24 protein-coding genes are annotated in these 21,698 nt (G+C 59.0%); 10 read left to right on the top strand and 14 right to left on the bottom strand.

From position 1 onward, the window contains the following. The first annotated feature begins 96 nt into the window (after positions 1 to 96). The 3 genes from BLL36_RS04700 (at position 97) to BLL36_RS04690 (ending at position 3,335) form a co-directional block, all read left to right on the top strand. Positions 97 to 1,284 (top strand): MFS transporter, encoded by a 1,188-nt coding sequence (locus BLL36_RS04700; RefSeq protein WP_076950316.1) that lies wholly within the window; start codon positions 97 to 99, stop codon positions 1,282 to 1,284. Between the two features lie 197 nt (positions 1,285 to 1,481). Beyond that, a complete protein-coding gene (locus BLL36_RS04695; RefSeq protein ID WP_076950315.1) occupies positions 1,482 to 2,138 on the top strand; it encodes a Wzz/FepE/Etk N-terminal domain-containing protein in 657 nt (218 codons plus the stop codon). Positions 2,139 to 2,495: 357 nt separating this feature from the next. Then, complete coding sequence (locus BLL36_RS04690) at positions 2,496 to 3,335, top strand: protein kinase family protein (protein ID WP_076950314.1); 840 nt, start codon at positions 2,496 to 2,498, stop codon at positions 3,333 to 3,335. A 55-nt stretch (positions 3,336 to 3,390) separates the two neighbouring features. On the opposite strand, the gene BLL36_RS04685 is transcribed toward BLL36_RS04690, so the two are convergent. Further along, the gene (locus BLL36_RS04685; RefSeq protein ID WP_076950313.1) at positions 3,391 to 3,612 is read right to left on the bottom strand and encodes a hypothetical protein; all 222 of its coding nucleotides are present in this window, start codon (positions 3,610 to 3,612) and stop codon (positions 3,391 to 3,393) included. A 142-nt stretch (positions 3,613 to 3,754) separates the two neighbouring features. Then, positions 3,755 to 4,102, bottom strand: coding sequence for a DUF6124 family protein (locus tag BLL36_RS04680; RefSeq protein ID WP_076950312.1), 348 nt, complete (start codon positions 4,100 to 4,102; stop codon positions 3,755 to 3,757). 289 nt (positions 4,103 to 4,391) lie between these two features. Between BLL36_RS04680 and BLL36_RS04675 the strand changes: the two genes are divergently transcribed. Continuing rightward, entirely contained in the window at positions 4,392 to 4,634 is a 243-nt protein-coding gene (locus BLL36_RS04675) for a CopG family ribbon-helix-helix protein (RefSeq protein WP_076950311.1), read from the top strand. Positions 4,635 to 4,780: 146 nt separating this feature from the next. Here the strand turns inward: BLL36_RS04675 and BLL36_RS04670 are convergent, their stop codons facing one another. Next, on the bottom strand, positions 4,781 to 5,089 hold the full coding sequence (locus BLL36_RS04670) for a BrnA antitoxin family protein (protein WP_076950310.1): 309 nt from the start codon (positions 5,087 to 5,089) through the stop codon (positions 4,781 to 4,783). Next, positions 5,067 to 5,342, bottom strand: a complete 276-nt coding sequence (locus tag BLL36_RS04665) for a BrnT family toxin (RefSeq protein WP_028237683.1) — start codon at positions 5,340 to 5,342, stop codon at positions 5,067 to 5,069. The genes BLL36_RS04670 and BLL36_RS04665 overlap by 23 nt, the downstream gene beginning before the upstream one ends. Positions 5,343 to 5,517: 175 nt before the next feature. Between BLL36_RS04665 and dusA the strand changes: the two genes are divergently transcribed. Next, complete coding sequence (dusA, locus tag BLL36_RS04660) at positions 5,518 to 6,504, top strand: tRNA dihydrouridine(20/20a) synthase DusA (RefSeq protein ID WP_076950309.1); 987 nt, start codon at positions 5,518 to 5,520, stop codon at positions 6,502 to 6,504. 328 nt (positions 6,505 to 6,832) lie between these two features. Then, positions 6,833 to 7,759: a transaldolase gene (gene tal, locus BLL36_RS04655; RefSeq protein ID WP_076950308.1), complete on the top strand. Its 927-nt coding sequence runs from the start codon at positions 6,833 to 6,835 to the stop codon at positions 7,757 to 7,759. Between the two features lie 198 nt (positions 7,760 to 7,957). Here tal and rssC read toward each other — a convergent pair whose 3' ends face one another. The 3 genes from rssC to BLL36_RS04635 all read right to left on the bottom strand — a co-directional run bounded on the left by rssC (position 7,958) and on the right by BLL36_RS04635 (position 10,650). Further along, positions 7,958 to 8,440, bottom strand: a complete 483-nt coding sequence (rssC, locus tag BLL36_RS04650) for an anti-sigma factor antagonist RssC (protein WP_010212025.1) — start codon at positions 8,438 to 8,440, stop codon at positions 7,958 to 7,960. Beyond that, complete coding sequence (gene rssB, locus BLL36_RS04645; protein ID WP_076950307.1) at positions 8,440 to 9,621, bottom strand: two-component system response regulator RssB; 1,182 nt, start codon at positions 9,619 to 9,621, stop codon at positions 8,440 to 8,442. The genes rssC and rssB overlap by 1 nt, the downstream gene beginning before the upstream one ends. A gap of 339 nt (positions 9,622 to 9,960) precedes the next feature. Next, positions 9,961 to 10,650, bottom strand: a complete 690-nt coding sequence (locus BLL36_RS04635; protein WP_076950305.1) for an MlaA family lipoprotein — start codon at positions 10,648 to 10,650, stop codon at positions 9,961 to 9,963. Positions 10,651 to 10,845: 195 nt separating this feature from the next. Here BLL36_RS04635 and BLL36_RS04630 point away from each other — a divergent pair, with 195 nt between their 5' ends. Both BLL36_RS04630 and BLL36_RS04625 read left to right on the top strand, forming a co-directional pair. Then, on the top strand, positions 10,846 to 11,454 hold the full coding sequence (locus tag BLL36_RS04630; RefSeq protein WP_076950304.1) for a phosphatase: 609 nt from the start codon (positions 10,846 to 10,848) through the stop codon (positions 11,452 to 11,454). A 110-nt stretch (positions 11,455 to 11,564) separates the two neighbouring features. Next, positions 11,565 to 11,831 (top strand): DUF4404 family protein, encoded by a 267-nt coding sequence (locus tag BLL36_RS04625; RefSeq protein ID WP_076950303.1) that lies wholly within the window; start codon positions 11,565 to 11,567, stop codon positions 11,829 to 11,831. A 136-nt stretch (positions 11,832 to 11,967) separates the two neighbouring features. Here the strand turns inward: BLL36_RS04625 and queF are convergent, their stop codons facing one another. The 5 genes from queF to BLL36_RS04600 form a co-directional block, all read right to left on the bottom strand. Next, positions 11,968 to 12,798 (bottom strand): NADPH-dependent 7-cyano-7-deazaguanine reductase QueF, encoded by an 831-nt coding sequence (gene queF / locus BLL36_RS04620; RefSeq protein ID WP_076950302.1) that lies wholly within the window; start codon positions 12,796 to 12,798, stop codon positions 11,968 to 11,970. Between the two features lie 70 nt (positions 12,799 to 12,868). Next, a complete protein-coding gene (gene copI, locus BLL36_RS04615) occupies positions 12,869 to 13,381 on the bottom strand; it encodes a copper-resistant cuproprotein CopI (protein ID WP_076950301.1) in 513 nt (170 codons plus the stop codon). A gap of 137 nt (positions 13,382 to 13,518) precedes the next feature. Next, positions 13,519 to 14,763, bottom strand: coding sequence for a lipoprotein-releasing ABC transporter permease subunit (locus BLL36_RS04610; protein ID WP_076950300.1), 1,245 nt, complete (start codon positions 14,761 to 14,763; stop codon positions 13,519 to 13,521). Positions 14,764 to 14,823: 60 nt separating this feature from the next. Then, positions 14,824 to 15,507 carry a lipoprotein-releasing ABC transporter ATP-binding protein LolD gene (lolD, locus tag BLL36_RS04605; RefSeq protein WP_165448107.1) on the bottom strand — a complete coding sequence of 228 codons (684 nt, stop codon included), beginning with the start codon at positions 15,505 to 15,507 and terminating at the stop codon, positions 14,824 to 14,826. Positions 15,508 to 15,514: 7 nt separating this feature from the next. Further along, complete coding sequence (locus BLL36_RS04600) at positions 15,515 to 16,765, bottom strand: lipoprotein-releasing ABC transporter permease subunit (protein WP_076950299.1); 1,251 nt, start codon at positions 16,763 to 16,765, stop codon at positions 15,515 to 15,517. Between the two features lie 94 nt (positions 16,766 to 16,859). Between BLL36_RS04600 and BLL36_RS04595 the strand changes: the two genes are divergently transcribed. Together BLL36_RS04595 and BLL36_RS04590 are read left to right on the top strand one after the other, a co-directional pair. After that, complete coding sequence (locus tag BLL36_RS04595) at positions 16,860 to 17,444, top strand: PilZ domain-containing protein (RefSeq protein WP_076950298.1); 585 nt, start codon at positions 16,860 to 16,862, stop codon at positions 17,442 to 17,444. Positions 17,445 to 17,487: 43 nt separating this feature from the next. After that, entirely contained in the window at positions 17,488 to 18,210 is a 723-nt protein-coding gene (locus tag BLL36_RS04590) for a glycerophosphodiester phosphodiesterase (RefSeq protein ID WP_076950297.1), read from the top strand. A gap of 42 nt (positions 18,211 to 18,252) precedes the next feature. Here the strand turns inward: BLL36_RS04590 and sthA are convergent, their stop codons facing one another. Then, positions 18,253 to 19,647 (bottom strand): Si-specific NAD(P)(+) transhydrogenase, encoded by a 1,395-nt coding sequence (sthA, locus tag BLL36_RS04585; protein ID WP_076950296.1) that lies wholly within the window; start codon positions 19,645 to 19,647, stop codon positions 18,253 to 18,255. A gap of 382 nt (positions 19,648 to 20,029) precedes the next feature. Beyond that, the gene (locus tag BLL36_RS04580; protein WP_076950295.1) at positions 20,030 to 21,493 is read right to left on the bottom strand and encodes a glyceraldehyde-3-phosphate dehydrogenase; all 1,464 of its coding nucleotides are present in this window, start codon (positions 21,491 to 21,493) and stop codon (positions 20,030 to 20,032) included. Between the last annotated feature and the right edge of the window lie 205 nt (positions 21,494 to 21,698).

The raw sequence follows: 21,698 nt of genomic DNA, 5'->3' as shown, positions 1-21,698 counted from the left end.
GGAACTCTCAAGCAAAAGGCTGTTCTAGACACCTTCGCCGCTGCTTGCGTAGCATCGGCGGCTGCCTTTCGTGCCACCCTCCACACAGAGCGTTCCATGACTCTTGAGCAAACATCCGGGCACGTGCTGCCCGCACGCAGCGCCGCCAAAATGGAAGCTGCCATGGCCGTGGGCGCTTTCGCGATCGGCACCGGTGAATTCGCCATCATGGGGCTGATGCCCGACATCGCCCAGAACCTGGGTTTAAGCGAACCCCAGGTCGGCCACGCCATCAGCGCCTATGCGCTGGGCGTGATGGTTGGCGCCCCGCTGCTCGCCATCCTCGGCGCCAAGCTGCTGCGCAAACATCTGCTGCTGCTGTTGATGGGGCTGTATGCCTTAGGCAACCTGGCAACGGCCTTTACCCCGACCTTTGGTGCGCTGGTGGCCTTCCGCTTTATCAGCGGCCTGCCCCACGGCGCCTACTTCGGGATTGCCGCCGTCGTCGCCTCCAGCATGGTGCCCAACGACAAACGCGCCGGCGCCGTGGCCCGGGTAATGATGGGCCTGACCCTGGCCATGCTGCTCGGTAACCCCATCGCTACCTTCCTCGGCCAACACCTGGGCTGGCGCTCGGCGTTCGCCCTGGTCAGCGTGATCGCGCTCGTCACCATCGCCCTGGTCTGGCAATTTGTGCCCCACCGCCACGACGAACAACGCAGTGACCCGCGCAAGGAACTGCGCGCCTTCACCAAACCGCAGGTGTGGATGGCCCTGGCCATTGGCGCGATTGGCTTTGCCGGGATGTTCTGCGTATTCAGCTACCTGGCGCCGACCATGCTGGAAGTGACCAAAGTGTCGCCGCAGTGGATTCCATTTGGCCTGGCGGCGTTTGGCATGGGCGGGATCATCGGCAACATCGCCGGCGGCAAGCTGTTTGATCGCCTGCAGTTTCGGGCGATGGGCTGGATCCTGGTGTGGTCGATGGCCGTGCTGATCTTCTTCACCTTTGCCGCCAGCTCGCTGTGGGGCGTACTGCTGGGTATCGGCCTGGTCGGCACCATGATCGCCATGGCTGCGCCACTGCAAATCCGCCTGATGGACATTGCCCATGAAGCCCCCAGCCTGGCGGCGGCGTCCAACCACGCGGCGTTTAACCTGGCGAACGCGCTGGGGCCGTGGTTTGGCGGGATGGCGATCACGGCTGGGCTGGGGTGGACGAGCACCGGGTATATCGGCGCGGTGACAGCGTTGATCGGGCTCGGGGTTTATCTGATGGCGCGGCGGATGAAGGGTGGGCATTGAGCCACTGGCCGCCTTGAACAATTGTGCCGTAGGTATGATTCTGTAGCCGATGTACTTAATAGGCGCGAGTTTCAGCTGTATAACCGCGCCGAGCCCATTAGACAGGAACTATTCCTATCCACCGCAAAGCCGAATGCTACGTAGGCGTGCTGTGTTTTTTTCTTTACAATTCAGGAATGTAAATTAAGGAATTTTTCGTGAGCATTCCAACAAATTCTAAAGCGCGTCACAACGATGATGAAGTAGATCTGATCCCCCTTATCCAGGCACTCTGGAAAAGCAAGCTGACTATTATCGCAGCAACCGTATTGGGTACTATCGTCTCATTAGCGATTTATGAAACGTCCCCCGAACAGTGGACGGCCAGCACTTACATTACCAAACCGTCTCTGTACAGCTTATATAAACAAGTTAATGAAAAAGCCACTCCAACGCCTGCAAATCCGCTTTCGCTGGAAACCAAGCTGTACAGCACCATACAAAACGATATTTTCTATTCGGCCATGGGCGTCATGGCAGCTAAATCGATCAGTTTGAAGGACACCCCTCCAAAATCAGGTGGGAATGAGCCGGTTCTCTATATCGCCTCAGCCACTGCGACCACTGCTGCACTGGCCAGCGCCCAACTGAAAGCCGCCATGGATACCGCCAATACCGAAGCCATAGCGCTTAACTTGCCGACCGTGGCTGCCAGCAATACGCTAAAAGCATTTAATACCCTTGATGAAATAAAAGTCGCTACCACCCAGAATGGCAAAAAGTATGCGCTTCTGGGCGCTTTTTTGGGGTTGATACTGGGTAGCATCTTTGTGCTCGGCAGGTTCTTCATTCGGCAATACAAACAGTCGAAGTGACCTTGAGCGGCGCTAAAGAAACTCTTCGATCAGGAAATAGACGACACAGACCAGCAGCGAAGCAATAACAACAATGAACAATTTCGCGGGGAATGTCGTTTTCATCAAGAGTACTTAGTGAAAGGAGATAATGGCTTGGTGCCATTATTGCATCGTACCCTGATTTTTTCACAGCGATTTTTACCGAAGTCGCGCGCACCCGCCTTGTACGACCAGCCAATAAGAAAACCCTAAATGTCAAGAATAAATTGACAAAATAGCAGTTATTTAATTTCCGTTCAGGCTACGTTCAGGTTGGATCCAATGGTCCGTGCCTGTAACATCTTTGTCATATTCACGATATGACAAGGATGTGTTTTGAGCTTTCCTGACAAAACTGTGCGCCAGAGTTTTCCCTCGACACTGATCCACCGAAACGCCACGGTCTTCACCTCACAGGGCGCCGATGAAATCGCCCAGCAGGCGATCCAGAACCTGATCGACAGTCGCTACGCATTGAAAGACCGCGTCAGCGCCCCGCTTAAAGGGTTGGAGAACGACCTGTTCGCCAAATCCCAGCCCCTCGACAGCCTCAGGCCAAAACTGCGAGTCACCTTTGGCCGCGCAAAACGCGACGGGACCTTCGATTGGCCGGTAGAAGAAGTCATCAACACCTTCCGCGCACAGAAACGCGGCGCTCCGGTCGCCGGCCTGTATGGCTTCGGTTACAGAAAGTCGGCGCTGGGCTTGATCCAGGAATTCTTCATCTTCACCGAGATGCTGGACGGCTACCTCAACGGGCTGGAATGGCTCAAGCAAAAGCGCGACATCCACAGCCTGATCACCGCGTCATTCACATTGCTACGCTCCCTGCACAACAGAGACATCGTGCACATGGATTTCTGGGCCAACAATGTGATGATCAACCTGGCGCAACCCTCGCTCACCAAGGCCATCGACCTGGAAAACTGCTTCCTTACGCCGACGAATCACATGAGCGAAGTGCTGGGGTTTCAATTCGGGTTTTATTATCGCCGGGAGGTTTTTCGCTTCGTGATCGAAGAAGAATACGACCGAATGGTAGCGGACGAACTGGCCCACTATGCCGGCGTTGATCGCGAGCGGTTTGACGAGGTGTACGCGGCGAGCAAGCACGAAAATATCAGCCGACGGGCACGGCGTGAGATTTTCCATAAAGGCACTGTCGTAACGGGCTGACCCCTGTGGGGAGGGCGCTTGCTCCCGCCGGGCTGCGCAGCAGCCCCACTGCTATTCAATCGTCGTGCAACAACCCAGAGCCATACTCACCATAACTACTGCCAAGCCCACTGCCGCCGAAACTCATCCTGGCGGCTTTGCTGGGGCTATGGTCGCCGAAAGCTTGGCATCCTCCGGTGAAACAAGGGTCGCTATTCACGCCGGCTGAGTTCGACGAACAAGCGCTTAACATCAACGTGCCGGTGATCATCACTAGTTTGACGAGGTTGGAGATCATTTTAGCTCCCTGTGGGCTGGAGGTGTAGGGGCCTCTCTTAAGGAGGATCGTAGACCTCAACAGCACCGGGGATGATGAAACTTTGCAGGGTGACAGGGTGGGTTCAGGTTGCCGCCTTGGGGCAAGGCGGCAGGGTGAGTTGTCAGGCCGCTGGTGCGACTTGTTCGTGTGCTCGGTCGACGAGTAGCGTGCTCAATTCGATTAACTGCTGGATTCCCAGGGCAATGGCGCGTTGGGATTCGTCGAGGTCGAAAGCCAGGGTTGCGGCCATTTGGTTGGCGGACGCTAGATTTTCGGAGGCGTTGGCCAGGAGGGTTTCGGTGTCTATGTTCGGGCTGACGATGAATAGGTTGCCGCTTGGTTGCTCGATGGGAGCACCGTTGGCGAATCGCGGCAGATAATGATGAATCGCTCGTTGGGCAGCGTGTAGCTTGGCATCAACAGGTACCGTGTTGTGATCAACATAAGGATTACGTGTTTTGTTAGGCATGGGCGAAGCTCCAATATGTTCGGGAGTTAAAACGCCTTAGCAATACGGTCTTCCACCTCCGGCCGCTGGGTTTACAGCGACTGGAGGAGGTTAGTCAGGGGAGGTCTGAGCGGCAAGCTGATAAGAACGTGGGAAATTTCTTGGCGAAACACCGGCGGCTCAACTTGGTCTTCAGAATCCAGGCCGCTGAGGGCTTTGCCGGCAGCAGACGAGTTGGCGACAAACTGTCGATTCAACCCAGTGCTCCACGGTGTAAAATGCGCCACGACCCTCCATCATCGAGGCTGCCATGACTGGAATATGCTTGACCCTGCCGGAAGACCTGTCCAACTCTCTCGCCGACTTGGCCAAAACCAACGGCCAGGCTGCAAGCTACCTGGCGATGGACGTTCTTCGCGACTACATCGAGCATGAAAAAATACTGACCGCTCAGATCGAGCTAGCGGTAAAAGGCGCCGACGAAGGCAAATTCGCCACAGATGACCAAGTGGCCGCCATGCGCGCCAGGCGCTGGAGCCGGAATGCGGATTGAGTGGCTTGAAAAAGCACTTCAAAAATCTGGAAGACGAAGCGAACTATATAGCTCTCGAATCCAAAAGCCGCTGACGACTTCTCATCACCAAGCAGTAAAAAGCCGCCTTATCGGCGGCTAATTGTCTTAGGAGTGATCTTCGGCGACTAAGCCTTCAACTCATCTGGCGTATGCGTCTTGAGCCAATCAGCCAAAGCGGCGTTCATTCGCGTTTGCCACCCGGGGCCAGAAGCCCTGAATCGCTCCAGCACGTCAGCATCAAAACGAACATTAACGTGCTCTTTAGTGGCTACCGACTTTGGCCGCCCACGCTTGGGCTTGAGCATTTCCTTTGCCTGAGCCTTGCCAAACAACCCAACAAGCACCTCGCTGGCGGGCCTGGCCTTAGCAAAGTCTTCAGCCGACCATTCAGGGTTCGCTGTATCGACCTTCTCAGGACTGGGTTTCTTGGTCATAATTTTTGACCTCCCGTTTGTTGGCTTTACGAAAGCTGATGACGTGGACCGCATCACCCCGTGGGGTGAACACTACGACATGCAGCCGATCCCCTATGTACCCCATCGCCCGATAACGACACTCGCCGTAGTCGAATCGATCATCTTCCAAGATCAAGGCCGTAGACCATTCGAAGTCCCGCACAAGTGCAAACGGGAGTCCACGTTCTTCAACGTTGCGAGCGTCTTTGGCTGGGTCATAGGTAATCTGCATGCGATTATCGTAGCCACAATAAATCATCAACACAAGGTATGCGTCGAAACCCTAACCGACCACATGTTCAGGTTGTCACCGAAGGTTGAGTGACCAGGCTTGAGAACCCGCCAAGTACCTGACAAGCATCCCTGATAAACTGCGCGCCATTCGCCCCGCTGACTCAGATTCCCCAATGCCCCTACATACCGCTCCCCTCTCCCGCCGCTTTAGCGTTGCCCCCATGATGGATTGGACGGACCGTCACTGCCGGTACTTCCTGCGCCTGCTGTCCAAACACACCCTGCTCTACACCGAGATGGTCACCACCGGCGCGATCCTCCACGGCGATCACGAGCGTTTTCTGCGCCACAACGAAGCCGAGCATCCGTTGGCCCTTCAGTTGGGTGGCAGCGTTCCCGCTGATTTGGCCGCCTGCGCGCGCATGGCCGAGTCGGCCGGTTATGACGAAGTGAACCTGAACGTCGGCTGCCCGAGCGACCGTGTGCAGAACAATATGATCGGCGCGATCCTGATGGCTCACCCTGCGCTGGTGGCCGATTGTGTGAAGGCGATGCGCGATTCCGTGTCGATTCCGGTGACGGTGAAGCATCGTATCGGCATCAACGGGCGGGACAGTTATGCCCAGCTGTGTGATTTCGTCGGGCAGGTGAAGGATGCGGGCTGCACCAGTTTTACGGTGCATGCGCGGATTGCGATTCTGGAGGGGCTGTCGCCCAAGGAGAATCGCGACATTCCGCCATTGCGCTATGACGTGGCGGCGCAGTTGAAGCGGGATTTTCCTGAGTTGGAGATTGTGCTGAACGGCGGGATCAAGACGCTGGAGCAGTGCCATGAGCATTTGCAGACGTTTGATGGGGTGATGTTGGGGCGGGAGGCTTATCACAATCCGTATGTGCTGGCGCAGGTGGATCAGCAGGTGTTTGGCAGTGAGGCGCCGGTGATTGGTCGGGCCGAGGTGTTGGCGCAGTTGCGGCCGTATATTGCGCAGCATGTGGCTTCGGGTGGGACGATGCACCATGTAACGCGGCATGTGTTGGGGCTGGGGACGGGGTTTCCGGGGGCTCGCAAGTTTCGGCAGTTGTTGTCGGTGGATATTCATAAGGCGAGTGATCCGTTGGCGTTGCTGGATCAGGCGGGAGAGTTGTTGGAAGGGCGGTAATGAGAGTGTGTCAGTGGGGCATGGGTGACTGGACCATTGCTTTCGCGAGCAAGCCCGCTCCCACAGTGGATTGATGAACATCTGGTAGGTATAGGCGACTGTGCGGCCGTCATCGCAGGCAAGCCAGCTCCCACAGGGGACCGTGTTGTGCGTGTGTCATTCGGGTTGAACCTGGCGGCGGTTTTGGCCTCCTATTGAGCAGTACGGCCGGGTATTCAAACGGCTGTTTTCAGGTTGTTGCCCTCGCAAACGATCGAACCCATTTGCGCCCTTGAGCGCCTGTCGGCGCTCGGGTAATGTCATCAGACCCACAGGACAGAGCACGCCCATGACTTCCAAGCTGGAACAACTCAAGCAATTCACCACCGTTGTAGCCGATACCGGCGATTTTTCCACACTCGCCAAGCTCAAGCCGCAAGACGCCACCACCAACCCTTCCCTGCTGCTCAAGGCCGCTTCGATTCCAGGCTACGCCAAGCTGCTGGACGAGTGCGTGCAGGACTGCAATGGCGACGTAGGTCTGGCCAGCGACCGTTTTGCGGTGGCGGTGGGTCAAGAAATTCTTAAAGTGGTGCCGGGCCGTATTTCCACTGAGGTGGATGCCCGCTTGTCGTTCGATGAAGGCGCGATACTCAAGCGTGCGCACCGTCTGATCGATTTGTACGATAAAGCCGGCGTTAGCCGTGACCGCGTGCTGATCAAGATTGCTTCCACCTGGGAAGGCATCCGCGCGGCGGAGAAGCTGGAAAAAGAAGGCATCCAGACCAACCTGACCTTGCTGTTCTCATTCGCCCAGGCCGTGGCTTGCGCTGAAGCCGGCGTGTTCCTGATCTCGCCGTTCGTGGGCCGTATCTACGACTGGTACAAGAAGGCCAATGGCAACGACTACACCGGCTCCGATGATCCGGGCGTGCAGTCGGTAACGCGCATCTACAACTACTACAAGGCTAACGGCTACAAGACCGTGGTGATGGGTGCGAGCTTCCGTAACCTGAGCCAGATCGAAGAGCTGGCGGGGTGCGATCGCCTGACCATCAGCCCGGACCTGCTGGAGAAGCTGGCGGCGGATGAAGGCAAGCTCGAGCGTAAGCTGTCGCCTGGGCATGCTGGCGAGGCCCGTGTGCATATGACTGAAGCGCAGTTCCGTTGGGAGTCCAACGAGGATGCGATGGCGACCGAGAAGCTGGCGGAGGGGATTCGTCAGTTTGCTCGGGATCAGGAGAAGCTGGAGGCGTTGTTGTCGGCCAAGCTGTAAGACAGATGGCGGCAAAAAGGGCGGTACCCTTGCGGGTGCCGCCCTTTTTTGTGCTCGCTGATCTCAAGCCAGTCACAGTTCAAAATGTGGGAGCTGGCTTGCCTGCGATAGCGGTGGGTCAGTAATGAATAGGTGGCTGACATACCGCTATCGCAGGCAAGCCAGCTCCCACAGTTGGGATGTATTCCAATAGTGGGATCAGTGGCGCTCGAGGGCGTTGACGAGGTCGTGGAAGGCTTCCCGGTTGGACTCGTTCAAGCCCATCAAAATCTTGTGCGCCTCCAGCACTTTGACCCGCACGATTTCCTCGGACTGGTCTTGCGAAGGCAGATCGGTCAGGCATTCCGGGCACGGGATCGGGCGGTCAACGATGTTGAACACTTGGTCAAAACCCATGGACTGCAACAGACGGGTGATGTCTTCGTGGGTGGTGACGACGGTCGGCAACAGGCCGACCTTCTGCCGGGACAGAATGGACAACTTGGCCAGCAGGCCAAGGGTGGTGCTGTCGATGCTGCGGGTTTCGGTCAGATCGATCACGATCGCCGAGAAGTTCAGCGCTGTGAAAATCCGCTCAATCGTCGCATCCAACGCCGAACACAGGGTCAGGCGCACTTCACCGACAAATTTCAGGACGAAAGTCCCGTCTTGCTCGGCGAATTGGATTCTTCCGGTACTCATCAAAGATTCCTGCTCAACACCAATAGGGCGATATCATCCGGCATCTCCCCTAGCGTGGCCAATCCAAAAACCTGCCGCAGGCCATCCAGGCTGCCGCCCGCCGACTTGACCTTTTGGGGCAAGGCGGCTTCTTTCTCTTTAAGTGTAGGCTCTGGAAGCAGGTCCAGGATGCCGTCGGACATCAGCGTCAGGCTGAACGTCGGCGGCAGCTCCAGGATGTGGTCTTCGTAGGTGGCTTCATTGAACAAGCCTACGGGCAGGCCACGCCCTTCCAGGTAACGCACACTGTCAGGAGTGTATAAAACAGGCATCGGCAGGTGACCGCCGATGCTGTAGGTCAACAGACCGGTTTCTTCGTCGATCACGCCGCCGACCATCGTTACGTGCTTGCCCAGCTTGCAGCTGATCAGGCCTCGGTTGATGTGGCCCAGCACTTGCGACGGGGTGAACTCCGGCAAGGTGCCATTGCGCTTGGACTCGAACAACAGCCGCGTGGTCATGAACTTCAACAACACGGTAACAAAAGCAGAGGATGCGCCGTGGCCGGACACGTCAGCCAGGTAGAAGGCGACACGCCGTTCATCCACGCGGAAATAATCGACAAAGTCTCCCGACAGGTACAGCGACGGGATGATCTGGTGGGCAAACTGGAATTCGTCGATGGTCCAGGGGCTCACCGGCAGCATGTTCATCTGCACCTGGCGACCGGCGTTCTGGTCTTCCTGGAGCAGGTTGAGGCTGGCTTCGAGTTCGCGGTTGGCGGTTTCGAGCTTTTCGCGGTAGCGCTGGTTCTCCACCATCAGCCGTGCACGATCCAGGGCACGGCGCACCGAATGCTCCAGCACCGCCAGGTCTTCCAGGGGCTTGATCAGGTAGTCGGCGGCACCCAGGCGCAAGGCCTCGACGGCATCGTTCATCACGCCGGCACCGGACACAACGATCACCGGCATCTCGGGGGCGAGCTCGGTTACCTGGCGAATCAGCTCAAGGCCGCCCATCTGGGGCATGCGCAGGTCGCAGATCACAAGGTCGGGCTGGTCGCGCTCGAATACCTGGAGACCCTGTTGGCCATTACTGGCCTGCAGGACGCTGAAGCCACTGTCTTCCAAATAGGCCGCGAGGCTCGCGCGCACTACTTCGTCGTCATCGATTATCAGCAGCGTGGCACTGGTTTTCTGCATGTGGGCAAACGGCGCCAGAATTAGGTTGGCGTAGGCGGCTCGGCAATGGCCGGGCGCACGTACTGGATTCGCTTTCTAGCCTCTCTGTCCTACAAAGCATTGGGATTTCGCCCATGCACAACGGTAAAGCAGAGGTGCCCTTCTAAGGCGCAGACGGTACTCCCATCCGTGAGGGGTTTCAAGCTCATGCCGATGGTCGCCGGGCGTCTTTACACCGCAAATCACCGGGAGCTATAAGAACAGGCACGACCACAACGCAAAGTAAGGATGGAGCCATAGCGATCGCGCACAAAAAAGGCGACCACTGGGGTCGCCTTTTTCATTTCAAAACGTCACGGCCTAGAAGTCGTCGACGACCTTGCCATCCTTGACCTTGAACTCGCGGTTCTGCAGGTAGGCGTTGCGGATAAAGGTGTATTTGTCACCGGTGATCAGCTTCTCGCTGTCGAGCAGGCTGGCGCGGGTGTCAACGAGGTTGAGGCCCATGACACTATTGCGCAGGGACACATCGTCCATGTAACGGTACGGCTGAGTGTAGCTGTCCACGTACTTGGAGGGCGCATCACGCAAGGTGCTTGGGCCCAGCAACGGCAGCATCACGTAAGGACCGCTGCCCACGCCCCAGTAACCGAGGGTCTGGCCGAAGTCTTCATCGCTGCGTTGCAGCCCCATTTTAGTGCCTACATCGATAAAGCCCAGTACGCCGAATGTGGTGTTGACCAGCAAACGGGCAGTGTCGACGCCGGCATTGTGGGGCTTGAGCTGCAGCACGTTGTTGGCCAGGTTGCCGACATCGCCGATATTGCGGAAGAAGTTGTGGATGCCATCTTCGACAAACTGCGGAGTGATCCACTCGTAGCCTTGAGCCAATGGCTTGAGGGCATAGGTGTCAACGGTGTCGTTGAAGGTAAAGATCGGGCGGTTGACGCTTTCCCACGGGTCGTCTTCCGGGGCTGCTTGGGCGGCGAACGGCGCCAGCAGGACAGTGGCACACACCGATAGCTGAGCGAAACAGTGGCTCCAGCGCATAGCTTTTGCTCCTTGAATAGTCTGTCATGGGCGCTATGCCCTGAATAAGGCCTGCAGTATATGACGGAAGTCGCCAATTAGGCATCTCCCGAGAACTGTCGCACCCGAAATGCACAAAATTCCTACAATTAATAATCCTGTCATAGACTTGTCATCCGGGCCCGATAGCGTTGGAGCTATTTCAGGGATGTCGACATGCCTCACGCCGAAATAGCCATCGCCAACGCTCCCGCCTTGACTGCCGTTCTGTTTGGCCTGAGTGGCTGCCTGGTGGACTTCGGTTCCCGGGCGCGCACCGATTCGCCCGCGCCCGACTCCCAGGCCACGCCCGGCGCGCTGAAGATCCTGCGCAGCCTGAAGGAGCAAGGCGTGCCCTGCGCCTGGCTGGACGAACTGCCCCCCTCTATCACCACGCCGCTGGCCGCCACGCTGCCGGCCTGGGTCAAGGCGGCATCGCCCTCCTCCATTCGTTGGCCGGCGCCCCATGCCTGCTGGCAAGCCTTGATGGAGCTGAACATCGAACGCCTGGAAGGCTGCGTACTGGTCAGCGGCGAACCGCGCCTGCTGCAATCAGGCCTCAATGCCGGGTTGTGGACCATCGGCCTGGCCTCCTGCGGCTCGCTGTGCGGCCTGGCGCCCGAGCCATGGCAGGCGCTGAGCGAACAGGAGCGCGAGCGCAAGCGCGGCAAGGCCACCGTTGCCTTGTATGGGTTGGGCGTGCATTCGGTGATCGATCACCTGGGCGAACTCGGCACATGCCTGGCCGACATCAGCCTGCGCCAGCTCAAAGGCGAGAAGCCCTGACACGGATCATGCACAGTTGCCGCCGGTGGATTAATCTACAGGTCAGTCCGTAGACCTTTCTCGGCGTGCCGCGGTCTATGCCAGTGCCTATTGATAAGAAGGAAGACGTCATGCCTGATCGCAAAAAACTTGAAGAACAGGTCGAGATCCTGCGCGGGCAGTTGGAACAGGAACCGCCGCTGCCTGCCGAAAAACGTGAAGCGCTGGAAGCCTTGATTGCCAAGTTTGAAGTGCAACTTGAATTGGAGCCGGCCACCCAGTCACCCAGTATTTCGGACGATGTGAATCAAGCTGCCATAGAGTTCGACGCTGAACACCCGGTCATTTCCGGGACATTACGCAATATCATGAACACGCTGGGTAGCATGGGGATTTAACACAATCCCTCGCCAAACACAGAACCAAAATGTGGGAGCGGGCTTGCTCGCGAATGCAGGGTGTCAGTCACTGGATGCTTAACTGACACACCGCATTCGCGAGCAAGCCCGCTCCCACATTTGGTTTGTGTGAAGGCTACTGGCGGGCCAGGCGTACGTTTTGGAACGCCACCTCTTCCGTACTGCGATACGGGTTGATATCCAAGCCGCCCCGCCGCACATACCGCGCATACACCGTCAATTTCTCCGGTTTCAGCAGGCGCTGTAAATCCAGGAAGATGCGCTCCACGCACTGCTCGTGGAAGTCCGAGTGCTGGCGAAAGCTCACGATGTATTCCAGCAGGCTGGCGTGATCCAGCGCCGAGCCGCGATATTCCACAACCACACTGCCCCAGTCAGGCTGACTGGTCACTGGGCAGTTGGACTTGAGCAGATGACTGTGCACGCTCTCCTCGACAATGCGCGAGTCATCGCAACGCAGCAGTTCCGGGCGCGGGTGTTCGTAGTTGCTGACGCTGATATCCAGGTCGTCGATGCACACACCGGGCAAAGCCAACACGCCTTCGGCTTCGATCTCGGCCAGGCTGCGGATGCGCACACTCACCGGTTTACCGGCAGCGGCACTGAGGTCGGTACGCAGGGTGGCTTCAAGGCTGGCCGTAGCGGCGAACGCGGTCTGGTTCAGCGAGTTTAGGTAGAGCTTGAACGACTTGGACTCGATGATGTTCGGCGAGTCGGCCGGGATGCAGAACTCACCGATAGCCACCACCGGCTTGCCCGACGGCAGCAGCCAGGACAGTTCGAAGCAGTTCCAGAAATCCACGCCCTTGTAAGGCAGGGTTTCGGCGCTCAGGCCCAGCTCGGCCCATTTGGCGGCACGCGGGATCGGAAACAGCAACGAAGGGGTGTAAGTGGAGATGTATTCACTGGACTTGCCCAGCGGCGAATGTTCGGCTGCGGGATGCATGGCGGAAACCTGGCTGAATAAAACCGCGCCAGTCTACCAGCCTTTGCCCCCGCGCCTAAGCGCCAGCGGATCAATCGACATTGAGCTTGCCGACCATGCCCGCCTGGTAATGCCCCGGCAGGTTGCAGGCAAACTCCAGGCCCGTGGCCTTGGCGAACGTCCAGGTCAGCTCGGCGGTTTTGCCGGGCTCGACCAGGACACTGTTGGGATCATCATGTTTCATTGCACCATGGCCCATGGCGCTGTGGTCCATCGCGCCCATACCGGTGGCGGTGAGCATGCCACTGGCTTGCATCTTTAACATTTCCTTCTGGTGTTCGGCATGCATCGCCGCGTCGCCCAGGTTGAATTCGTGCAGCAACCGGCCTTTGTTGACCAGCACAAAGCGCACGGTCTCGCCGTCTTTTACATCCACGGAATTGGGCGAAAAAGCGATGTCCTGCAGCGTCACTTCCACGCTGCGCGTGGCTTTGTTGGCAGGCGCTGGCTGGCCGAACGCATAGGCGTGGGCGGCATCGGCCATCGCATCGACACTCAATGCCGACAAGCAAACCGCCAATAACAGGGGGGTACGCAATGCCATCTCACTTCTCCAAACATGCCAATGGGGATTGATGCAAGCTGTTGGGGCGCTATCGCAGGCAAGCCAGCTCCCACATTTGACTGTGTTCACAAATCAAAAGGTGGGAGCTGGCTTGCCTGCGATAGCGGCCTTAAATACTACGAATATCTCAAAGCATGCGCCGGCTCAATCTTCGCCGCCCGATACGCCGGATAAATCGTCGCCAGGAAGCTCAGCACAAACCCGGCCGAACAAATCAGCAACACATCCCCACCTTGCAGTTCCGAAGGCAGGTTGCTGACAAAATACACATCTGAACTGAAGATATGCTGCCCGGTGACCCGCTCCACCCAGCCCACCAACTCACTCACGTTCAGTGCCGCAATCACGCCCAATATACCGCCGATCAAGGTGCCGACGACGCCAATCACCGTGCCCTGCACCATGAAGATCGCCATGATCTGCCGTGGCGTGGCACCGATGGTGCGCAGGATCGCGATGTCCGCGCCCTTGTCGTTCACCACCATGATCAAGGTCGCAATGATGTTGAACGCGGCCACGGCGACGATCATCAGCAACAGCAGGCCGATCATGGTCTTTTCCATCTTCATCGCGCTGAACAGGCTGCCCTGGGTGTGGGTCCAGTCATCGGGCTTGTAGCCTGCGCCCAGGCTGGCGGCGATATCCGTCGAGACCTTGGGCGCCGCGTACAAGTCCTTGACCGCCAGGCGCACGCTTTGTACCTGGTTCGGCTGCCAATGTTGAATCTCTGCCGCATCGGCCATGTGGATCAGGGCCATCGAGCCATCCAGCTCGGCGCCGACCTTGAAGATACCCACCACGTTCAAGCGCTGCATGCGCGGCGTGATACCGCCGGGCGCGCTGCTCAGTTCCGGCACGATCAGGGTCAGCTTGTCGCCCACGTTCAGGCGAAAGCGTCGCGCGGTGATTTCGCCGACCACCACGCCGAACTCGCCAGGCTTGAGGTCATCGAGTTTGCCTCGCACGATGTGCTGGGCCACGATCGACACCTTGCCTTCCTGGGCCGGGTCGACACCGCTGATTTCGATCGGCTGCATCGCACCCTTGTAGGAGAACATACCGTCCATCTGCGTGAAGGGCACTGCGGCGGTCACTTGCGGATTTTTCATCGCGGCGGCGGCCACCGGCTGCCAATCGTCGATCGGGTTTACGCCGACGATGGTGGCGTGGGGCACCATGCCGAGGATGCGCGAACTCATTTCGCGCTGGAAACCGTTCATCACCGACAACACCACGATCATCGCCAGCACGCCCAGGGCGAGGCCGATCATCGAGGTCATCGAGATAAACGAAACAAAACGGTTGCGGCGCTTGGCGCGGGTATAGCGCGTGCCGATGAAAATCGATAACGGTCTGAACATTCGCGGGCACCGTTGAAAAATTGAAAAAGCCCGACGTTAAAAAGCCGGGCTTGAAACAGGTCAGATGGCGACCAGATGACCTTCCTGCAGGTGCAACACGCGGTCCATCTGCCGGGCCATGCTCATGTCATGGGTCACCACCAGGAACGCGGTGCGCATCTGGGTGCTCAGCTCCAGCATCAAGTCCTTGATGCCTTGGGCGGTGTGGGAGTCGAGGTTGCCGGTGGGCTCATCAAGCATCACCAGGCCTGGGTTGTTCACCAAGGCACGGGCGATGGCCACACGCTGACGCTCGCCGCCGGACAATTCGGCCGGCTTGTGCTCCAGGCGATGGCCCAGGCCGACGCGTTCCAGCAAGGCCTTGGCACGCTGGCGAGCTTGCGGGATCGCGGTCTTGCCGATCAGCAATGGCATGCACACGTTTTCCAGCGCGGTGAATTCCGGCAGCAAGTGGTGGAACTGGTACACAAAACCCAGCGAACGGTTGCGCAACTGGCCACGGGCCTTCTCGTTCAGGGCCGACAGTTCTTCACCGGCCAGCCATACGCTGCCCTGGGAGGGCGTATCAAGGCCGCCCAGCAGGTTCAGCAAGGTACTTTTGCCGGAACCGGAACTGCCGACGATCGCCACGCGCTCGCCAGGGTGCAGTTCAAGTTGCAGGTTGGACAGCACCACCACCGACTCCGGGCCTTCCTCGTAGGATTTGCCCAGGTTGCGGCAGCTCAGGATTGCTTTTTCACTCATGCCCGATTCACTCATAACGTAAGGCCTGTGCTGGCTGGGTACGTGCCGCGCGCCAGGCTGGATACAGGGTGGCAAGGAAACTCAGGACCAACGCCGCGCCGCCCACCATCAACACGTCCTGAGCCTGAACCTGGGACGGCAAGTAGTCGATGAAGTAGACGTCGGCGTTGAGAAACTTGTGGCCGATCACTTTCTCAAGCAAGGCAATCGCGGCACTGACGTTCAGCGCGGCCAGAATCCCCACGGCGGTGCCGATCAAGGTGCCGACCACGCCGATCACCGTGCCTTGCACCATGAAGATCGCCATGATCTGCCCCGGCGTGGCGCCCAGGGTGCGCAGGATGGCGATATCGCCCTTCTTGTCGTTCACCACCATTACCAACGTGGAGATGATGTTGAACGCTGCGACGGCGACGATCAGCAGCAACAGCAGGCCGATCATGGCTTTTTCCATGCGGATGGCCTGGTACAGGTTGCCGTGGGTACGGGTCCAGTCGCGGGCGTAGTACTGGGATTCGCCCAGGTGCTGGGCGATTTCCCAGGCGCCGCGCGGTGCGTCGAACAAGTCGTTGAACTTCAGGCGCAGGCCTTGCACCTGGTCCGGCTGCCAGCGATGCAGGCGCGCCAGGTCGGTGAGGTTGGTCAGGCCCAGGTAGCCGTCGATCTCGCCGGCGCCGACGTGGAAGATGCCGACCACGGTAAAGCGCTTCATGCGCGGGAACATGCCGGCCGGGGTCACGGTGACTTCCGGCGCAACGAAGGTCAGCTTGTCGCCCATGCCCACGCCGAGCTTGGCCGCGGCCTTGTCGCCGATGACAATGCCGAAGCTGCCCGGCGCCAGGGCATCGATCTTGCCCTGCAACATGAACTTGTCGATGATCGAGACATTGCGTTCCTGCGCCGGGTCGATGGCATTGAGCAGGATCTTCTGCACCTTGCCGTCGTTGGTCAGCAGCCCCTGCATCTGGGTGAACGGCGCCACGGCCAGCACCTTGGGGTTCTGCTTGACCTTGTCGGCCAGGCTTTGCCAGTCGCTGATGGGCGCATCGCCCTCAATGGTCGCGTGGGGCACCATGCCCAGCACGCGGGTGCGCATCTCATGATCGAAGCCGTTCATCACCGAGAGCACCACGATCATCACGACCACGCCCAAGGCGAGCCCGATCATTGAGGTCAGGGAAATGAACGACACAAAATGATTGCGACGCTTTGCACGGGTATAACGCGTGCCGATAAATACGAAGAGAGGTCTGAACATGTCGGGGCTTGTTCGGAGGAAAAGAAGACGTCCCGGTGGCGGGGTCTGGTAAGCAGCTTTACACTCAGACCATTACCGTAACCTGGGGTTCGCCATGTCGACATTAGATGAAGAAGAGCGCCGCGAATACTACCGTATCGACGACATGATCGCACTCCAAATCAAAAGCCTGTCTGCCCCCGAAGCGGCGAGCAAGGAAGTGTTGCTCGATGATTCGCCGCTGTTCAACCTGCTCAGCGAATTGCACTTGAGCGAATTCGAAGCCCAGCACCTGCTGCGCCAGCTCAGCGAGAAGGATCGCACCCTCGCCGCCTTCCTGCGCGTGCAGAACAAACGCCTGGACCTGCTCAGCCAGATCATGGCGCGCGGCCTGCTGGACGAAGTCGGCGCGCCGCAGCGGGTGATCATTTCCGAGGGCGGTATCGACTTCCAACACGCCACCTCCCTGGCGGTGGGCGCACACCTGGCGGTCAAGCTGGTGCTGATGCCCCAGGCGCTCGGCCTGCTGTTGCGCGCGCGGGTTACCCACTGCAATCCCGAGGGTGAGGGCTTTGACGTGGGCACGGAATTCGAATCCATGACCGATGCCCAACGCCAGTTGCTCGCGCGCTATATCCTGCAGAAACAGGCCCAGGAGCGGCGCCTGGCACGGGAACAGAGCGACGCCCAAGACATTTGAATTCGTATCACCCCGCCAGACGAGCTGGCGCATAGGAGCAACTGTGACCCTGATCTACGGCCACCGCGGTGCCAAAGGCGAAGCACCGGAAAACACCCTGACCAGCTTCCAGGAGTGCCTCAAGCACGGTGTACGCCGTTGCGAACTGGACCTGCACTTGTCCATGGACGGCGAGCTGATGGTCATCCATGACCCGACCCTCAAGCGCACCGCCGACCGGCGGGGCAAGGTTGTCGAGTATTCGGCGGCGGACCTGACCAAGATGGATGCGCGCAAGGGTGGCCCAGGCTGGGTCCAGCCCTGCCCGATCCCGCGCCTGGAGGAGTTGTTCGAAAAATGCGACTTCGATCATTGGCAACTGGAAGTCAAAAGCGCCTCGCGCACCCGCGCCGCCACCACTGTATTGGCAATCCGCGAGATGGCCGTGCGCTTTGGCCTGATGGACAAAGTCACCGTCACCTCAAGTTCGCGGGAAGTGCTGAAAGCGGCGATTGAGCTCACCCCCGACCTGTCACGTGGCCTGGTCGCCGAATATGCCTGGCTCGACCCACTGAAGGTCGCGCAGAACTATGGCTGTGAGTATTTGGCGTTGAACTGGACGTTGTGCACCCCCGAGCGCCTGCAAAAAGCCCAGCGCCAGGGTTTGCACGTGTCCGTGTGGACCGTCAACGAACCCGCGCTGATGCGCAGGCTCGCCGACTTCGGCGTAGATAGCCTGATTACAGACTTTCCCGGTTTGGCCACTGCCACCCTCGGGAATTACTGAAATCGGTCTCCCCGGCCGGCTCAGGCCACCGGCCGGAGCCGCTCAAAAAAGCCGGTTGAGGCCGTCGTAGGCCGCTACCCGATAGGCTTCGGCCATGGTCGGGTAGTTGAAGGTGGTGTTGACGAAATACTTGAGCGTATTCAGTTCACCCGGCTGGTTCATGATCGCCTGGCCAATGTGCACGATCTCCGAGGCCTGGTAGCCGAAGCAATGCACGCCGAGCACTTCCAGGGTTTCGCGGTGGAACAGGATCTTCAGCATGCCTTGCGGCTCGCCGGCGATCTGCGCACGCGCCATGCTCTTGAAGAACGCCTTGCCCACTTCGTAAGGCACCTTGGCCTTGGTCAGTTCGTTCTCGTTCTTGCCGATCGAGCTGATCTCGGGAATCGTGTAGATCCCGGTCGGCACGTCGTTCACGTAGCGCCAGCTGCCGTTGTCGATGATGCTGCCGGCCGCCGAACGGCCCTGGTCATGGGCGGCGCTGGCCAGGCTCGGCCAGCCGATCACGTCGCCGGCGCCGTAGATGTTCGCCACGCAGGTGCGGTAGTTCTCGTCCACCTCGATCTGGCCACGGCTGTTGACCTTGACCCCGATGTTTTCCATGCCCAGCTTGTCGGTATTGCCGGTACGGCCGTTGCACCACAGCAAGGCGTCGGCCTTGATCTTCTTGCCGGACTTGAGGTGCAGGATCACGCCGTTGTCCAGGCCTTCGACCCGCTCGTACTCCTCGTTGTGGCGCACGGTGATGTTGTTGTTGCTGAAGTGGTAGCTCAACGCCTGGGAAATTTCCGAGTCGAGGAAGCTCAGCAACTGGTCGCGGTTATCCACCAGCTCCACCAGTACACCCAGGCCGCTGAAGATCGAGGCGTATTCACAGCCGATCACGCCGGCGCCGTAGATGATCAGTTTGCGCGGGGTGTGGCCCAGGCTCAGGATGGTGTCGCTATCGTAGATGCGCGGGTGATGGAAATCGATGTCTGCCGGGCGATACGGGCGCGAACCGGTGGCGATGATGATGTGCTTGGCCACCAGCTTTTCGACCACGCCGTTGGGGCAGACGACTTCGATGGTTTGCTCGTCGGCGAAGCTGCCGGTGCCGAAGAACAGGTCGACGCGGTTACGGGCGTAGTAACCGGTACGCGATGCCACTTGCTTGGAGATGACTTTTTCGGCGCTTTTTAACACATCCGGAAACGAAAACCAGCGCGGCTCACCGATGGCCCGGAACATCGGGTTGGTGTTGAACTGCATGATCTGGCGCACGGAGTGACGCAAGGCCTTGGACGGGATGGTACCCAAGTGGGTGCAGTTACCGCCGACCTGGCGACGGCTATCGACCATCGCCACCTTGCGCCCCGCCTTGGCGGCATTCATCGCCGCACCTTCTCCAGCCGGGCCGGAACCCAGTACCACCACGTCGTAGTTGTAGACAGCCATGCGTACTCCTCAGAACAGGCCAGGCGTACGGTTGGACGCCGGGCTAAATCATGCCGCGGCCAGCGGGCATGAAGGACAATTTGGCTCAAGTGTGTGAACCGGGGCACAGTCTATATAAGGCTCAACGCCGCGCACATTAACCCTTGGTCGCGTCGTAGGCCAGTCCATCCTGCTGGAAATAGGTGCGACAGTCACCTATGCATCGACTGCACCACCGCCTTCGCGAGCAAGCCCGCTCCCACATTCGACCGCGTTTCTTCAGGATGTACTCGGTCAAATGTGGGAGCGGGCTTGCTCGCGAAGAGGCCGGCCGGGGCAACACAAATCCCCAGCCATGAAAAAGCCCCGAACCAGTCGGGGCTTTCTCATTTACCACTGATACTTAGCGCGGAAACGCCGGCGGGTTGACCCCAGCCATGTCTTCCATCACACGCACCACCTGGCAGCTGTAGCCGAACTCGTTGTCGTACCACACGTACAGCACAACGCGGTTGTCCTGGCTGATGGTCGCTTCGGCGTCCACCACACCGGCGTGGCGCGAGCCCACGAAGTCGGTGGACACCACTTCCTGGGAATTGACGAAGTCGATCTGCTTGTGCAGATCGGAGTGCAGCGCCATGTAGCGCAGGTACTCGTTCATCTCTTCACGGGTGGCGGCTGTCTCAAGGTTCAGGTTGAGAATGGCCATCGACACGTTTGGCGTCGGCACACGAATCGCGTTGCCGGTCAGCTTGCCGGCCAGTTCAGGCAGGGCCTTGGCGGCGGCCGTGGCGGCACCGGTCTCGGTGATCACCATGTTCAACGCGGCGCTGCGACCACGGCGGTCGCCCTTGTGGAAGTTGTCGATCAGGTTCTGGTCGTTGGTGTACGAGTGAACGGTTTCGACGTGGCCGTTGACGATGCCGAACTTGTCATTCACGGCCTTGAGCACCGGCACGATGGCGTTGGTGGTGCAGGACGCGGCGGACACGATCTTGTCGTCAGCGGTGATTTCAGCGTGGTTGATGCCGTGCACGATGTTCTTGAGCTTGCCCTTGCCAGGCGCGGTCAGGACAACGCGGTCGACCCCCGGGCAGGCCAGGTGCTGGCCCAGGCCTTCGGCGTCACGCCATACACCGGTGTTGTCCACCAGCAGGGCGTCCTTGATGCCGTACTGGGTGTAATCCACCTCGGACGGGTTCTTCGCGTAGATCACCTGGATCAGGTTACCGTTGGCGGTGATGGTGTTGTTTTCTTCGTCGATGGTGATAGTGCCATTGAACGAACCGTGCACCGAGTCGCGGCGCAACAGGCTGGCGCGCTTGGTCAGGTCGTTCTCGGCGCCTTTGCGCACCACGATGGCACGCAGGCGCAGGCCGTCGCCGCCACCGGTTTTTTCGATCAGGATGCGCGCCAGCAGGCGGCCGATACGACCGAAGCCGTACAGGACAACGTCGGTGCCTTTGCGCGCGGCGGCGCTTTGCTGGCCAACCACATCGGCCATTTCTTCACGCACGAACTGCTCGGCGCTGCGGCCGGCGCCTTCCTGGCGGAATTTATAGGCCAGCTTGCCCAGGTCGACCGAAGCCGCGCCGAGCTTGAGCTCGCTCATGGCCTTGAGCAGGGGGAATGTTTCGTGGACGGAGAGTTCGCTGTCGTCGGCGGAACGGTGACGCGCAAAGCGGTGCGCTTTGAGAATCGCGATGACGGACTGGTTGATCAGGCTGCGGCCGTAGATCGAGCTCACCACATTGTTATTGCGGTACAGCTGACCGATGAGCGGGATCATCGCTTCTGCGAGTGCTTCACGGTCGATCCATTCACCAAGACACTGGTCGGGCTTCTGAGTCACGGTAACCTTCCACATGTAGGGGCTGAAAAAAGGGGCTACATTATGTCGTCCGACTGCCGGTTGAGCAATGCGCAACGACCAACAAAAAGCCCTTGCCAAAAAATACCACCCCGCTACAGCCCAGCAAATACGCGGGCTCCAGAAGGCCATCAGTTCAGCGAGCCGGCCAACTTGTCTGTAACACTCCAAAACAATCGCGTCTTTTGGCACTACATATTGA

The sequence above is a fragment of the Pseudomonas cedrina subsp. cedrina genome (assembly GCF_001983175.1).
GTDB lineage: Bacteria > Pseudomonadota > Gammaproteobacteria > Pseudomonadales > Pseudomonadaceae > Aquipseudomonas > Aquipseudomonas cedrina.
This window is presented reverse-complemented; position numbering and strand designations above follow the sequence as displayed.

Bases quoted from the DNA above. Each gene is read 5' to 3' on its own strand.
- queF (WP_076950302.1), bottom strand. From the start codon at position 12,798: ATGCATCCCGCAGCCGAACATTCGCCGCTGGGCAAGTCCAGTGAATAC.
- BLL36_RS04675 (WP_076950311.1), top strand. From the start codon at position 4,392: ATGACTGGAATATGCTTGACCCTGCCGGAAGACCTGTCCAACTCTCTC.
- BLL36_RS04610 (WP_076950300.1), bottom strand. From the start codon at position 14,763: ATGTTCAGACCGTTATCGATTTTCATCGGCACGCGCTATACCCGCGCC.
- BLL36_RS04595 (WP_076950298.1), top strand. From the start codon at position 16,860: ATGTCGACATTAGATGAAGAAGAGCGCCGCGAATACTACCGTATCGAC.
- BLL36_RS04685 (WP_076950313.1), bottom strand. From the start codon at position 3,612: ATGATCTCCAACCTCGTCAAACTAGTGATGATCACCGGCACGTTGATG.
- BLL36_RS04700 (WP_076950316.1), top strand. From the start codon at position 97: ATGACTCTTGAGCAAACATCCGGGCACGTGCTGCCCGCACGCAGCGCC.
- BLL36_RS04635 (WP_076950305.1), bottom strand. From the start codon at position 10,650: ATGCGCTGGAGCCACTGTTTCGCTCAGCTATCGGTGTGTGCCACTGTC.
- BLL36_RS04580 (WP_076950295.1), bottom strand. From the start codon at position 21,493: ATGTGGAAGGTTACCGTGACTCAGAAGCCCGACCAGTGTCTTGGTGAA.
- lolD (WP_165448107.1), bottom strand. From the start codon at position 15,507: ATGAGTGAAAAAGCAATCCTGAGCTGCCGCAACCTGGGCAAATCCTAC.
- rssC (WP_010212025.1), bottom strand. From the start codon at position 8,440: ATGAGTACCGGAAGAATCCAATTCGCCGAGCAAGACGGGACTTTCGTC.
- BLL36_RS04630 (WP_076950304.1), top strand. From the start codon at position 10,846: ATGCCTCACGCCGAAATAGCCATCGCCAACGCTCCCGCCTTGACTGCC.
- tal (WP_076950308.1), top strand. From the start codon at position 6,833: ATGACTTCCAAGCTGGAACAACTCAAGCAATTCACCACCGTTGTAGCC.
- BLL36_RS04670 (WP_076950310.1), bottom strand. From the start codon at position 5,089: ATGACCAAGAAACCCAGTCCTGAGAAGGTCGATACAGCGAACCCTGAA.
- rssB (WP_076950307.1), bottom strand. From the start codon at position 9,621: ATGCAGAAAACCAGTGCCACGCTGCTGATAATCGATGACGACGAAGTA.
- BLL36_RS04680 (WP_076950312.1), bottom strand. From the start codon at position 4,102: ATGCCTAACAAAACACGTAATCCTTATGTTGATCACAACACGGTACCT.
- copI (WP_076950301.1), bottom strand. From the start codon at position 13,381: ATGGCATTGCGTACCCCCCTGTTATTGGCGGTTTGCTTGTCGGCATTG.
- BLL36_RS04665 (WP_028237683.1), bottom strand. From the start codon at position 5,342: ATGCAGATTACCTATGACCCAGCCAAAGACGCTCGCAACGTTGAAGAA.
- BLL36_RS04600 (WP_076950299.1), bottom strand. From the start codon at position 16,765: ATGTTCAGACCTCTCTTCGTATTTATCGGCACGCGTTATACCCGTGCA.
- dusA (WP_076950309.1), top strand. From the start codon at position 5,518: ATGCCCCTACATACCGCTCCCCTCTCCCGCCGCTTTAGCGTTGCCCCC.
- sthA (WP_076950296.1), bottom strand. From the start codon at position 19,647: ATGGCTGTCTACAACTACGACGTGGTGGTACTGGGTTCCGGCCCGGCT.
- BLL36_RS04625 (WP_076950303.1), top strand. From the start codon at position 11,565: ATGCCTGATCGCAAAAAACTTGAAGAACAGGTCGAGATCCTGCGCGGG.